The organism is Micromonospora citrea (genome assembly GCF_900090315.1).
GTDB classification, from domain to species: domain Bacteria; phylum Actinomycetota; class Actinomycetes; order Mycobacteriales; family Micromonosporaceae; genus Micromonospora; species Micromonospora citrea.
Genome location: NZ_FMHZ01000002.1, coordinates 3,852,015 through 3,865,689 on the forward strand (window position 1 = coordinate 3,852,015; position 13,675 = coordinate 3,865,689).

The following is a 13,675-nucleotide window of genomic DNA, read 5'->3' on the forward strand; positions in this document are numbered from 1 at the left end:
GGAAACTGCAAGATCGCGGGGAGTGGCGGCGGGGGCCGTACGATCGCAGCCATGACCGGGCACTTCACCGCGCCGGCGGCGGCGCTCGCCGACGAGCTGCCGGGCTGGGTGACGCTGCTGCGTGCCCCGAACCCGGGGCCGATGACGCTCGACGGCACCAACACCTGGCTGCTGCGCGCCCCCGGGCAGGAGCACGCCGTCGTCGTCGACCCCGGCCCGGCCGACGAGGAGCACCTGGCGGCGATCGCCGCGCGGGGGCCGATCGGTCTGGTGCTGATCACCCACGGCCACCCGGACCACACCGACGGCTCGCGCCGCCTGCACGAGCTGCTCGACGGGGTGCCCGTCCGCGCGGCCGACCCCGCGCACACCCTCGCGGGGGAGCCGCTGACCACGCCCGGGGACGGCCTCGGCGGCCACGGCCTGGGCATCCGGCTCCTGCCGACCCCCGGACACACCGGCGACTCGGTCTGCTTCCTCGTCGAGCACGGCGACGAGCGGGTCGTGCTCACCGGCGACACCATCCTCGGCCGGGGCACCACCGTGGTCGCCCACCCCGACGGGCACCTCGGCGACTACCTGGACAGCCTGGAGCTGCTCTCGACGTACCGGGGGATCCCCGCGCTGCCGGGGCACGGCCCGGCGCTGGCCGACTGCGCCGCCGCCGCCGAGTTCTACCTCGCCCACCGCCGGGCCCGGCTCGACCAGGTCCGGGCGGCGGTCGCCGAGGGCGCCGGCACCGCCGCCGAGGTGGTCGCGAAGGTCTACGCGGACGTCGACCGGTCGCTGTGGTGGGCGGCCGAGTGGTCGGTGCGCGCGCAACTGGAACACCTCGGGCGGGAATCCGGCGAAGGTGCCGCGGGGTTGGAGCAAGCGTGACCTGCCCGGTGTGCGGAACCGTAGCCGTACCCGGCGCGCGGTTCTGCCACAACTGCGGGGCCGCGCTGCCGGCCGCCGCCATGCTGCCGGCGGCCGAGCGCCGGGTGGTCACCGTGCTCTTCGGCGACCTGTCGGACTTCACCTCGTGGTCGGAGGACCTCGACCCGGAACGGGTCGGCGCCGTCACCGACCGGGTGCTCGCCGCCCTGGCCGGCGCGGTCAAGACGTTCGGCGGGCACGTCGACAAGCTCACCGGCGACGGCATCATGGCGGTCTTCGGCGCGCCGGTGACGCACGAGGACGACGCCGAGCGGGCGGTCCGCGCCGCGCTGTCCATGCAGCGGGCGGTGCGCCGGGTGCTCGACGACGAGCGGGGCGGCGGCGCGCCGCTCGGCCTGCGGGTCGGGCTGAACACCGGCGACGTGATCGCCGGCATCCAGGCCGCGATCGAGTACACGGTCATCGGCGACACCGTGAACACCGCCGCCCGGCTGGCCGACGCCGCCGCCGTCGGCGCGGTCTACGCCGGGGCGCGGACCTCCGCCGCCACCCGGCACGTCGCCTCCTGGCGGGCGCTGCGGCCGTTGCGGCTCAAGGGCAAGCGCGAGCCGGTCGAGGCGTACGAGCTGCTCGGCCTCCTGGACGCGCCGGGCACCCGGTCGGGCCTCGGCGACGAGGCCCCCTTCGTCGGCCGGGAGACCGAGATCGGCCGGGTCGCCGGCCGGCTGGCCGAGGTGATCGACCGCGGCGAGCCCCGGGTGCTGCTGATGACGGCCGAGGCGGGGCTCGGCAAGTCCCGCTTCGCCGCCGAGGTGGAACGCCTCGCCGCGGGCTACGACGTGGGCGCCGGCCGGTACGCCGCGCACACCGGCGCCCGGGTGCTGTCGGTGCGGTGCGCCGCCTTCGGCGAGCGCCGCCGGCTCGCGCCCCTGGCCGACCTGGTCCGGGCGGCGGTCGGCCTGCCCAACGACGCCGCCACCGCGCTCACCCGCCCGGCCGTCGAGGAGCGGCTGCGCCGGCTCAACCAGCGGCTCGGCCGCTCCGGCGGCGATCCGTCCCCCGTCGCCACCGACCAGCTGCTGGCCCTGCTCGGGTTCGCCGAACTGCCCGCCGGCGGCGCGACCGACCAGGCCGAGTGGAGCACCGCCGGGCAGCCCGCCGACGCCGACGCCGTGCCGAACGCCGTCGCCGAACTGCTCAGCGCGCTCGCGGCGGAGGCGCCGCTGGTGGTCGTCGTCGACGACCTGCACGACGCGACCGCCGAGACCATCCGGGCACTCGGGGTCGCCCTGTCCCGGCTCACCGGCCCGGTGCTGGTGCTGCTGCTCGGCCGGCCCGAGCTGGTGCGAACCGCCGGGGCGCTGACCCGGGTCGCCGACGCCGAGGTGCACGCGCTGCCGCCGCTGCGCGGCGCCGACGCGGCCCGGCTGCTCACCAGCTATCTCGGCGGGGGCAAGCTGCCCCAGGCCGACACCGACCGGCTGCTCGCCACCGCGCAGGGCAACCCGTTCTACCTGGCCGAGCTGGTCACCCTGCTGATGGAGCGGGGCGCGCTGACGGCCGTCGCCGACCGGCACGCCCCCGGCCCCGGCGGCTGGCGGCTGGCGCCCGGCTCACTCGGCAGTCGCCTGCTCTCCCGCGACCTGGCGGCGGTGCTCGCCGCGCGCATCGACGCGCTGCCCGTCGACGCCCGCTCGGTGCTGCGCGACGCCGCGGTGGTCGGCGACACCGTGCCGGCCGGCGCGCTCGAGGCACTGCGCGAGCAGCGGGCCGGGCGGGACGGCCGCCCGGCGGCGGTGATCGCCGTCGAGCTGGAGCGGGCCGTCGAGGAGCTGCTGCAACGCCGGATGCTGCACCGCGCCCGCGCCGGCTACGCCTTCGCCACCCCGCTGATGCGGGAGGCCGCCTACGCCGGGGTGAGCAAGGCCGAGCTGGCCGAGCGGCACGCGGCGCTGGCCCGCTGGGCCGCGACCGATCCGCCGGCCGGGGCGGGCGCGCCGGGCGGCTTCACGGAGGCGGCCCGCGACGTGTTCGTGGCCGAGCACGTGGAGCGGGCTGCCACGCTGGCCGACACGGTCGGGCTGCGGCCGGACGCGCCGGCGCGCGCCGTCGTCCCGCTGGGCGTCGACGCGCTCGGCCGGGCCGCCCGCCGGTCCCTGCAGGCGGGCGAGCCCGCGCTGGCCGTGGAGTACGCCGAGCGCGCCGCCGAGCTGGCCCGCGACGGGGTGCCGGTGGCCGACCGCGTGGTGCACGCCCGGGCGCTGCTCCAGATCGGCCGCCCCGCCGACGCGCTCGCCTCCGCCGAGAAGATCGCGGCCAACGCCGGCGAGCCGGCGGTGCGGGCCAGCGCGCTGCTGCTCGCCGGGCAGGCCCACCAGACCATGGGCGACCAGGCGCGGGCGACGGCCTGCTGGCAGGAGGCGTTGCAGGTGGCCACCGACGGCGGGCTGCCGACCCTGCGCGCCTCGGCGATGCGCCGCCTCGGCATGGCCGACTTCATCGCCGGGCGGCTGGGGCAGGCGAGCAGCCGCCTCGCGGCGTCGTACCAGGTCAGCCTCCAGGTGCAGGACCGTCGGGGGCAGGCGTGGTCGTTGCAGAACCTGGCCTGGGTGACCACCACCAGGGGCGACTTCGCCGGCACCGACGCGGTGCTCGGCCGGGCCGCCCGGCTCTTCGCCGAGCTGAAGGACCCGTACGGGCGGGCGTGGCTGCGCGGCACCACCGCGTTCGCCCGGCTGCTGGCCGGCCGGCTGCGGGAGGCGTGCCGGATGGCGCGGGTCTTCCTGCCGTTCGGCGAGCGGGTCGGCGAGGCGTGGGCGGTGGGCACGCTGCGCGCCGTGGAGGCGTACGCGACCGCCGAGCTGGGCGAGCTGGCCGAGGCGGACCGGGGCGCCCGCCGGGCGTACCGGGAGTTCGCCGCCGCCTCCGACGACTGGGGGCAGGGCTTCGCGCTGGTCGTGCGGGGGGTGGTGGCGCGCGGGCTGGGCGAGCCGGAACACGCCGCCGACCTGCTCACCGACGCGCTGTGGCACGCGCACCGGACGTCGCATCCGCTGCTCACCGGGATGGCCGGCACGCTGCGCGGGTTCGTGGCGCTGGACATGGGCGACTACGACACGGCCGAGCGGGCCGCGCGCTCGGTGCTGACCGCCGTCGAGCCGCACAACCCGCAGGCGCCTGCCCAGGTGGCGCCCCGGGTGCTGCTGGCCACCGCGCGGTTGGCCGCGGGCGACTCCGCCACCGCGGTCGGGCTCCTGGCCCCGGTGGCGACCGTCGCCGCCACCGTGCCCTCGCTGCTCATCTCCCGCCGCCAGACGATGGCCCGGTACGCCGCGGCGCTGCTCGCCCACGGTCAGCGCGAGCAGGCGCTGGACTGGGCCCGGCGGGCGGTGGCCGCCCCGGCGGAGGACGTGCGCAGCCAGGTGGTCGGGGCGATGGTGCTCGCCGAGGCGCTCGCCGAGTGCGGCCGGCCCGTGGAGGCGCTGGCCAGCGCCGAGGAGGCGGTGCGGCTGGCGTACGCGACCGAGCAGCGCAGCGAGCGTCCCGCCGCCGACGCCCTCCGCGCCCGCCTCGCCGCCGGCTGACCGCTCCGGGCGCCCGGCTCCCGGGGCCGGGGCCGTATTGGCGGTTCCGGTGATGCGGCATGTCGGAGGTGGCCGATAGCGTGGCAGATCCGAGGGGTGGTCCGAGGTCGGCCGCGCCGGGGTCTGGGGAGGGCCGGGATGAGGTTGCCGCGTTCGGCCGCGGGATGGACGATCGCGGTCTTCGGCGTGCTGGCGCTGGTCATGGGCGCGGTCGGGCTGCTCTGGCCGGAGGCGCTGCTGCGCATGCTCGGCTTCGAGGTGCCGGCCACCCGCGCGGCCGGTGACCACACCGGCACCTTCCTGACGGCGTCCTCGATGGCCTCGTTCAACATGGGCGTCTACTACCTGCTCGCCACCGCGACCGAGTGGCGCCCGTTCTACCGCTTCACCGTGGTGTTCCGGCTGGTCACGTTCACCGTGTTCGGCATCGCGGTGCTGGCCGACGTCGCGCCCGGCCGGTTCCTCGGGGTGGCCGCCTGGGAGGGCCTCGGTGCGGTGGCGACCGTCGTGGGGCTCTGGTGGGACGAGCGGCGCGCGGGCTCGGCGGCCGGCGGGGGTGGGAGCGTTCTTTCCGCTGGTGCCGCCCCGGCTCCCGATGCGGCTCATTGAGCGGCCGGTCCGGTTGGGTATTTTCTAGAACTGTGACCGAGACCCCGCCCGGCGCCCTGCCGTTGCCCATCGTGCCCGGTCTGACTGATCTGCGCGTCTTTGCCCGGGGCGGCTACGCCACCATCTACAAGGCGACCCAGATCTCCGTGGGCCGCGAGGTCGCGGTCAAGGTCGAGAACCGCACGCTCGACAGCGAGCGGGACCAGGCCCGCTTCCTGCGCGAGGCGCGGGCCGCCGGGCGGATGTCGTCCCACCCGCACGTGGTGGACCTCTTCGACGTCGGGGTCACCGTCGACCAGCATCCCTATCTGATCATGGAACTCTGCGACGGCTCGTACGCGGAGCGGATGCGCACGTCGCCGCTGGGGCCGGCCGAGGCCCGCGACCTCGGCGTCAAGATCGCCGACGCGATCGCCCACTCGCACGCCGCCGGGGTGCTGCACCGCGACGTCAAGCCGGCGAACATCCTCTTCTCGCACTTCAACCCGGCGGTGCTGGCCGACTTCGGGCTGGCCGTGGTGGCCGAGATGCGCGACGCCTCGGTCGCCCTGGAGGTGCTCACCCCGGCTTACGCGCCGCCGGAGATGTTCAACCACAGCCCGCCGTCGCCCGCCGTCGACGTCTACGCCCTCTGCGCGACCCTCTACGCGGTCATGCACGGCCGCCCGCCCCGCTGGCAGTCCGAGCGCAATCCCAGCCTGGTGACGGTGCTGGAGATGTTCCACCAGCCGGTCCCCGGCCTGCCCGGCGTGCCGGACGAGATGATCGACGTGCTGCGGGTCGGCATGTCGAACGACCCGGGCGAGCGCCCGTCGGCCGTCGAGCTGCGCGACCTGCTGGCCGGCCTGCCGCTCGACCCGCCCGGCTCGCCGGTCGGCGGCGCGCCGGTGTCGGGCTCCCCGGTCAGCGGCGGTCCCGCCGGCCGCGCGACCCGCCCCGCTCCGCGACCCCCCGTGGAGGACACGCACCCGACGGTGGCCACGCCCGCCCGGCCCCGCCGGCGGCGCTGGTTCCTCGGCGGCGCCGGGATGGTCGCGTTGGCCGCCTCGGTCAGCGCCGGTGCCTGGCTGGCCGGCGCCGCCTCGGTCCCGGCCCCGTCCCCGACGGCCGACGTGGCCGCGACGAGCGGGGTGCTGCCCGCCTGCGCCGCGGTCGCCGGGCTGCCCGACGGCACGGGCTGCGCCGACGAGCTGGAGTGCTTCGGGCCGATGGAGGTGCGCGGGGCCCGGGCCAGGGCGGCCCGGGTGCCCTGCGACGGCGAGCACACCTGGGAGAGCTACGCCGAGGGCCGGCTCCCCGACACCCTGGTCGGCGCGGATTACACCCGGCTCCGCCAGGCCCCGGCGGTGCGCCGGGTCTGCAACGAGACCACCTTCCGGCTCACCAGCGGGATGAGCCGCGTCGACGGCTGGAACTTCGAGGTGCTGCCCCCGACCGGAGTGGACGCCGACCGGACGTACCGCTGCCTGGCCGGGCGTGGGCTGGACGCGCTCGCCTCACCCACCCTCACCGGTCGCTGAGCCGCGCCCCCGGCGGCGCTCCCGCATCACGCGGACGGTGTCCCGGGGGTCGAGCGTCTCCAGCGTGTCGGCGTCGATGCCGTACTGCCCGGATCCCGGTTGACCCGGGGCTGCCGGTGCGGCCGTCGGCCGCTCGCCGTCCCCCTGTCGGGCCGCCGTCACCGACACCGCCGCGATCATCGTCAGCAGGACGCAGAGCAGCGCCAGAGCCACGCCGGGGAGATCCTGGCGGCCCCGCACGACCAGCGTGACCAGCAGCGCGAGCGCCGCCAGCGCCGCGACGGCCGCCTTCGTCCGCGCGTCGGGCCTGGAAAACCTCACCCGTCCAGCATGTCCACATCGGGCAGACTGTCAACCGGGGGCCGCCGGAACCGGTGCCATGATCTCCGTGGAGATCGTCCCTTGAGGAGAGGAGCGCCGGTGTCCCGGTGTACCCGGATCGTCGTCGCGGTGTTGGTGTCGGGCGCCCTGGTCGCCTGTGGGACGGACGACCCGCCCGAGGCGGCCACCACGCCCGCGACCGGAGCCGCGACCGCCACGGCGACGCCCGGGACGTCGCCGTCCGTGGCCGCCGCGTCGTCCCCGGCGGGAGTCGGCTTCCCCAGCGTCGACCAGGCGGTGGCCCGCTATCTCGCGGACGCCTCCGGGGCCCGCTACGTCGGGCCGTGCGAGCGGGCGAAGCCCGACCCGGACGCGGTCTGCGCGATCAAGGTGGCCACCGTGGACGACGGCGAGGTCTACGGTGTGGGCGCCCCGGCCAGCGAGGTCGTGGGGTTCCTGCTGCTCCGCCGGGGGGCCGACGGCTGGCGGGTGGTGGACGACCACACGCCCGACGGCGTCGACGCGTCGACACCTCCCTGGATGGCCGGCATCGCATGACCCCGGCGGGGCGGCCGGGTCGGGCATGGTGAGCGTCGGCGGGCGGGATTCCGTTACGCCAGGGCCGCTGGATTGTCGGATATGTGGCCCGGCGTCGGGCGGTGGTCGTTGCCCACGATCCCTAGAGTGACGGAGGTCGGGCCTCGCCCCGACCCACCCTGTCGTCGCTCGGAAGGGTCCACATGCCACGACGAACCCGATCCCTCGCCGCCAGGGGAATCGCGGGCCTGATCCTCGCCGGCTCGGCGGTCGCGCCCGCCGCCGCCGCGCCCTCTCCGACGGGCTGGGGTCGCCCGGTGCACTCCGACCGGACCAGCCCCGAGGAGGCGCGCCGGGTCGACCGGGTGCCGACGCCCGACCTGGACTGGTACGCCTGCTACGACTACGCCGAGTGCGCCACCGTCCGGCTTCCGCTCGACTACGACAAGCCGAAGGGCCCCACGACCGAGGTCGCCGTGCTGCGGGTGAAGGCCCGCGACCAGCAGCGCAGGCTCGGCAGCCTCTTCCTCAACCCGGGCGGCCCCGGCGGGTCCGGCACCGACGTCGCGCTCGCCGCGCCGTACTTCCTCGGTGACGAGGTGCTCGACCGGTTCGACGTCGTCGGCGTGGATCCGCGCGGCGTCGGAGCCAGCCAGCAGGTGAGGTGCTTCCCGTCGGTCAAGGAGCAGACCCGGGCGTACGCCGGGCTCAACGTGGCGTTCCCGTGGACGAAGGCCGAGGAGAAGGCGTACGTCGCCTCCTCGGTGGCCGTCGGCAGGGGCTGCTCCACCACCGGCCGGCCGCTGACCGGCGCGATGTCGACCGCCGAGGTCGCGCGGGACATGGACGTGCTGCGTCGTGCCGTCGGCGACCCGAAGCTGACCTACCTCGGCTTCAGCTACGGCAGCGCGCTCGGCCAGTACTACGCCAACATGTTCCCGGACCGGGTCCGCGCCCTGGCGATCGACGGGGTGCTCAACGCGAACGCCTGGGTCGGCCGGGGCGAGGCGCGCCGCCTGTCCCAGGAGGACCGGCTGCGCAGCGGCCAGGGCGCGTACAAGGCGCTGCGGGAGATCCTGGCGCGGTGCGAGGCCGCCGGCCCGACGGCCTGCCCGCTGGCCGAGGGCGATCCGCTCGCGTCGTTCGAGCTGGTGGCGAAGCGGCTGCGGGCCAGGCCGGTGGTGATCGAGGACCCGGACGCCGGCACCGTCCGGGTCACCTACGCCGACTTCGTCTCCGCCAACCTCGGCGCGCTCTACGACCCGACCGGCTACGAGCAGGTCGTCGGCCTCACCGCCGAACTGCTCGTGCTCACCGACCCGACGTCGGGCACGGCCGCGCGCGAGCAGGCCCGCGCCGGCGTGGCCCGGCTGGCCGCCAAGGCCCGCGAGCAGGCCCGCCGCTACGACTTCCCGTACGACAACGGGTTGGAGACCTTCCTCGGCGTGGACTGCACCGACGGCTACCACCCCACGGACGCCGCCTCGTTCCCGGCGCTGGCGGCGAAGGCGGACCGACGTGACCCGTACTTCGGTCGGCTGTGGACCTGGGCCACCGCGCCCTGTGCCCGCAGGACGTGGACGGTACGGGACTCCGACGCCTACCCCGGCCCGTTCGACCGGCGGACCGCCGCGCCGGTGCTGGTGGTCGGCAACTACTGGGACCCGTCGACCAACTACCAGGGCGCGGTCGGCGCGGCCCGGCTGCTGCCGAACAGCCGCCTGCTGAGCAGCGACAGTTGGGGGCACACCGCGTACGGGACCTCGGCCTGCGTGACGGGGGCGGTGGACGCGTACCTGATCCGGGGCGCGCTGCCGGCGAACGGCACGGTCTGCACCGGCGACGTCCAGCCGTTCGCCGAGCCGCCGGGGAAGCCGGCGGCCAACCGGCGGGCGGAGTCGTCGAAGAGCGTCCTCGCGGCCGAGGGCGCGCCGGGCCGGGGTGAGCCGAAGCGGCTCCCGCCGGTGGTCGCGCCGCTGCCGGCGGTCGGCTCGCTGACCGTCCGCTGAGGACCCGGGGTACGGCGGACGATCGGGCGTCCGCCGTACCCCGGCCCGCCGGTGGCGCCTCGGCGGTCCTCCGTCGTAGGGTCCCCGATCATGGAGATCCTGCGCTACGTCGCGTTCAGCTCCGACCCGGCGGGCGGCAACCCGGCCGGTGTCGTGCTCGACGCCACCGGAACGGGCGACGCCGAGATGCTGCGCGTCGCCGCCGACGTCGGTTACTCCGAGACGGCGTTCCTCGTGCCCCACGGCGACGGGCGCTTCGAGGTGCGCTACTTCAGCCCTCTGGCCGAGGTGCCGTTCTGCGGCCACGCGACCATCGCCTCGGCGGTCGCCCACGCCGAGCGGCACGGTCCGGGCCTGCTGCGCCTCGACACCCGGGCCGGCCTCGTCGAGGTCTCCACCGCCGTGGGGCCGGACGGCACGACCACGGCGACGCTGGTCAGCGTGGCGCCGCAGACCCGGCCCGTCGCCGCCGACGACCTCGCGGCGCTGCTCGCCGCGCTGCGCTGGGCGCCGGACGATCTCGACGCGGCGCTGCCGCCGCGTGTCGCCTTCGCCGGCGCCTGGCATCCGGTCGTGGCCGCCGCCAGCCGGCAGCGGCTGGCCGACCTGGACTACGACATGGACGCGCTGTCCACGCTGATGGCGCGGCGCGACTGGACGACCGTCGACCTGGTCTGGCGCGAGTCCGCGCACGTGTTCCACGCGCGCAACCCCTTCCCGCCCGGTGGCGTCCGGGAGGACCCGGCCACCGGTGCCGCGGCGGCGGCGTTCGGCGGCTATCTGCGCGAGCTGGGGCTGGTCACGCCGCCCGCGACCGTCACCGTGCACCAGGGGCGGGACATGGGCCGCCCCAGCGTCCTGACCGTCGGGATCCCCGCCGGACCGCGAACCGGCATCGCGGTGACCGGCGCCGCCGTCGCCCTGGCCGGATAGCCGGGCCCGCCGTCAGTACGACTTGTCCTGGCCGAGGACGTGCTGGGCGACGAAGTTGAGGATCATCTCGCGGCTGACCGGGGCGATCCGGCCCGCGCGCACCGCGCCGAGCAGGGTCGCCACCCCGTACTCGGTGGTCATGCCGGCCCCGCCGTGCACCTGGACGGCGGTGTCGACGGCCAGCGCCGCCGCCTCCCCGGCCGCGTACTTGGCCATGTTGCCGGCCACCCCGGCCTCCAGGTCGCGGCCGGCGTCGTAGAGGGTGGCCGCCTTGTGGATCATGAGCCGGGCCAGTTCGACCTGCACGGCCGCGTGCGCCAGCGGGTGCGCGACGCCCTGGTGCGAGCCGATGCTGCGACCGCCCCAGACCTTGCGGGCGGCGGTGTACTCGCTGGCCCGCTCGATGGCGTACCGGCCGGTGCCGGCGCCCATCGCGGCGACCGTGATCCGCTCCGGATTGAGCCCGGCGAAGAGCGCCGGCAGGCCGGCGTCCAGCGACTCGCCGACCAGCGCGTCGGCGGGCACCCGCACGTCGTCGAGGTAGAGCAGGAACTGGTTCTCCGGGGACACGATCTCCATGTCCAGCCTGGACCGGGTCAGCCCCGGCGCGTCGGTCGGCACCATGAACAACGCCGGCTTCAGCCGCCCCGTGGCCGCCTCCTCGGTCCGCGCCACGACCAGCACGTACGCCGCCTCGTCGACGCCCGAGATGTAGCACTTGCGACCGGAGATCAGCCAGTCGTCGCCGTCGCGGCGGGCCACCGTGCCGAGCCGGTGGAAGTTCGAGCCGGCCTCCGGCTCGGTGATCGCGAAGACCACCTTCAGTGAGCCGTCGGCGAAGCCGGGCAGGTAGCGCTTGCGCTGCTCCTCGGTGCCGTGCCGGGCGACCACCGTGGCGGCGATGGCGGGGGAGACCACGAGCAGCAGCAGCGGGCAGCCGGCCGCCGCCAGCTCCTCGCAGACGATGGCCAGCTCGGTGATGCCGCCCCCGCCGCCGCCGTACTCGGTGGGGATGTTGACCCCCAGGTAGCCCAGGCGACCGGCCTCGTTCCACAGCTCGGTGGTGTGCTCGCCGGCCTTGGCCCTGGTGACGAAGTAGTCGTGGCCGTACCGCCGGCCCAGCGCGCGGACCGCGTCGCGGAGCTGGTCCTGCTCGGGGGTCAGGTCGAAGTTCATCGGAGGGCCTCCAGGATCACTCGGGGTTGACCACGGCCAGCACGGCGCCCGTGTCGACCTGCCCGCCGGCGGGCACCGGCAGCTCGGCGACCACGCCGTCGGTCGGGGCGAGCACGGGGTGTTCGAGCTTCATCGCCTCCAGCGTCAGCAGCAGGTCGCCGGCCGCCACCCGCTGGCCGACCTCGACGTGCAGCCGGGTCACCGCGCCGGGCAGCGGCGCGACCAGCGACCCGGCCGCCAGCTCCGCGGCGGGCTCTGCGAAGCGCGGCAGCTCGACCAGGCCCGCCGCCCCGTCCGGGCCGTCCACGAAGACCGCCGACCCGGCCCGGCGTACGCGGTACGTGCGCCGTACCCCGTCGACGTCGAGCACCACCCGGTCGGGGGCGGCATCGACCAGGCCCACCACCGGCGTCGTTCCGCCGTCGGGGGTCGGCCCGCTCGGCGAAGCCGCTCCGTCCGAGGTCGGCCCGTTCGACGTCGGCCCGTCCGCCGAAGTCGGTCCGCCCGGGGCCGGTCCCTTCGCACGGGCGGTCGCGCCGGCGCTCGGCGACACCGCCCACTCGGCGAGGCCGCCCGAGCGGTCCAGGCGGTAGCGGACCTCGATCTCGCCGTCCGGGCCGGTGAACCGGGTGACCTGCGGGAATGCCGGCACGTTGCGCCAGCCCCAGGGGAGCCCAGCCAGCACCGGCGCCGAGACGCGGCGGGCGGCGGCCGAGGCGAGGGCCGCCGCCAGCGCTACCAGGGGGAGCTGATCGGCGGGCAGCAGCGGGGCGAGGACCTCGGGGTGCCGGTCCAGGAAACCGGTGTCGACGTCGACGGCGGCGAACTCCCGGCTGCGCAGGACGCGGACGAGCAGGTCCCGGTTGGTGACCACCCCGTGCAACTCGGCGCCGGCCAGCGCGCCGGCCAGCGTCCGGGCCGCCTCGGCGCGGGTGGGTGCCCACGCGATCACCTTGGCGAGCATCGAGTCGTAGTGGACGCCCACCACCGAGCCGTCGACCACGCCCGAGTCCAGCCGCAGGCCCGGCCCGGCCAGCGGCCCGAACTCGGCCGCGACGCCGGGCAGGGCGAACCGGTGCAGGGTGCCGGTCGCCGGCCGGTACCCCTGCGCGGGGTCCTCCGCGCAGAGGCGTACCTCGATGGCGTGGCCCTGTGCGGGCGGGGTCGCCGCCACCGGCAGCGGCTCGCCCTCGGCGACGAGCAGTTGCAGCCGGACCAGGTCCAGGCCGGTGGTCAGCTCCGTGACCGGGTGCTCGACCTGGAGGCGGGTGTTCATCTCCAGGAAGTAGATCTCCCCGTCGGGCGCGAGCAGGAACTCGACCGTGCCGGCGCCGACGTAGTCGACCGCCCGGCCGGCGGCCACCGCGGCCTCGTGCAGCCGCTCCCGCACCCCGGCGGGGAGGACACCGGGCGCCTCCTCGACGATCTTCTGGTGGCGGCGCTGGATGGAGCAGTCCCGCACGCCGAGGGCGACCACAGTCCCGTGGGTGTCGCCGAAGATCTGCACCTCGACGTGCCGGCCCCGCTCGACGTACCGCTCGACGAAGACCGTGCCGTCGCCGAAGGCCGACGCCGCCTCGCGGCGCGCGGAGGCGACCGCCTCGGCCATCCCGGCGGCGTCGCGGACGACGCGCATGCCGCGCCCGCCGCCCCCGGCGGACGCCTTCACCAGCACCGGGAAGTCGGTGACCTGGTCGGCGTCGGTCCAGGTGGGCAGCATCGGCACGCCCGCCTCGGCGAGCAGCGCCTTCGCCGCCATCTTGTCGCCCATCGCGGCGATCGCCTTGGCGGGCGGGCCCACCCAGGCCAGCCCGGCGTCGGTCACCGCGGCCGCGAACTCGGCGTTCTCGGCCAGGAAGCCGTAGCCGGGATGGACGGCGTCCGCGCCGGAGCGGCGGGCCGCGTCGAGGACGAGGTCCATCCGCAGGTACGTCTCGGCGGGCGTGCTCCCGGGCAGCCGGACGGCGCGGTCGGCCTCGGCGACGAACGGCGCGTCGGCGTCGGCGTCGGAGTGCACGGCCACCGTCTCGACGCCGAGCGCCCGGCAGGTGGCGAAGACCCGCCGGGCGATCTCGCCCCGGTTGGCGACGAGGAGTCTCGTGATCAT

The 13,675-nt window shown here is 76.3% G+C and carries 10 protein-coding genes; 7 read left to right on the top strand and 3 right to left on the bottom strand.

Annotated elements, in window-relative coordinates; all coding sequences use genetic code 11:
• Nucleotides 1-51 precede the first annotated feature (51 nt).
• The 4 genes from GA0070606_RS17655 (at nucleotide 52) to GA0070606_RS17670 (ending at nucleotide 6,592) form a co-directional block, all read left to right on the top strand.
• Nucleotides 52-879, top strand: coding sequence for an MBL fold metallo-hydrolase (locus GA0070606_RS17655; RefSeq protein ID WP_091101321.1), 828 nt, complete (start codon nucleotides 52-54; stop codon nucleotides 877-879).
• A complete protein-coding gene (locus GA0070606_RS17660) occupies nucleotides 876-4,463 on the top strand; it encodes an adenylate/guanylate cyclase domain-containing protein (RefSeq protein WP_091101325.1) in 3,588 nt (1,195 codons plus the stop codon). Before GA0070606_RS17655 ends, GA0070606_RS17660 begins: the two co-directional genes overlap by 4 nt.
• A gap of 138 nt (nucleotides 4,464-4,601) precedes the next feature.
• Nucleotides 4,602-5,072, top strand: a complete 471-nt coding sequence (locus GA0070606_RS17665; RefSeq protein WP_091101326.1) for a hypothetical protein — start codon at nucleotides 4,602-4,604, stop codon at nucleotides 5,070-5,072.
• A 32-nt stretch (nucleotides 5,073-5,104) separates the two neighbouring features.
• Nucleotides 5,105-6,592: a serine/threonine-protein kinase gene (locus tag GA0070606_RS17670; protein WP_091101330.1), complete on the top strand. Its 1,488-nt coding sequence runs from the start codon at nucleotides 5,105-5,107 to the stop codon at nucleotides 6,590-6,592.
• On the opposite strand, the gene GA0070606_RS17675 is transcribed toward GA0070606_RS17670, so the two are convergent.
• Nucleotides 6,569-6,913 (bottom strand): hypothetical protein, encoded by a 345-nt coding sequence (locus GA0070606_RS17675; protein WP_091101334.1) that lies wholly within the window; start codon nucleotides 6,911-6,913, stop codon nucleotides 6,569-6,571. The genes GA0070606_RS17670 and GA0070606_RS17675 overlap by 24 nt on opposite strands.
• A 99-nt stretch (nucleotides 6,914-7,012) precedes the next feature.
• Here GA0070606_RS17675 and GA0070606_RS17680 point away from each other — a divergent pair, with 99 nt between their 5' ends.
• The 3 genes from GA0070606_RS17680 (at nucleotide 7,013) to GA0070606_RS17690 (ending at nucleotide 10,392) form a co-directional block, all read left to right on the top strand.
• Nucleotides 7,013-7,471, top strand: coding sequence for a hypothetical protein (locus GA0070606_RS17680; RefSeq protein ID WP_091101339.1), 459 nt, complete (start codon nucleotides 7,013-7,015; stop codon nucleotides 7,469-7,471).
• Between the two features lie 182 nt (nucleotides 7,472-7,653).
• Complete coding sequence (locus GA0070606_RS17685; protein ID WP_091101342.1) at nucleotides 7,654-9,459, top strand: alpha/beta hydrolase; 1,806 nt, start codon at nucleotides 7,654-7,656, stop codon at nucleotides 9,457-9,459.
• A 90-nt stretch (nucleotides 9,460-9,549) separates the two neighbouring features.
• Entirely contained in the window at nucleotides 9,550-10,392 is an 843-nt protein-coding gene (locus tag GA0070606_RS17690) for a PhzF family phenazine biosynthesis protein (protein WP_091101344.1), read from the top strand.
• A gap of 12 nt (nucleotides 10,393-10,404) precedes the next feature.
• Here GA0070606_RS17690 and GA0070606_RS17695 read toward each other — a convergent pair whose 3' ends face one another.
• Nucleotides 10,405-11,568 (bottom strand): acyl-CoA dehydrogenase family protein, encoded by a 1,164-nt coding sequence (locus GA0070606_RS17695; RefSeq protein ID WP_091101348.1) that lies wholly within the window; start codon nucleotides 11,566-11,568, stop codon nucleotides 10,405-10,407.
• Nucleotides 11,569-11,584: 16 nt separating this feature from the next.
• Nucleotides 11,585-13,675, bottom strand: coding sequence for an ATP-binding protein (locus tag GA0070606_RS17700; RefSeq protein ID WP_091101352.1), 2,091 nt, complete (start codon nucleotides 13,673-13,675; stop codon nucleotides 11,585-11,587).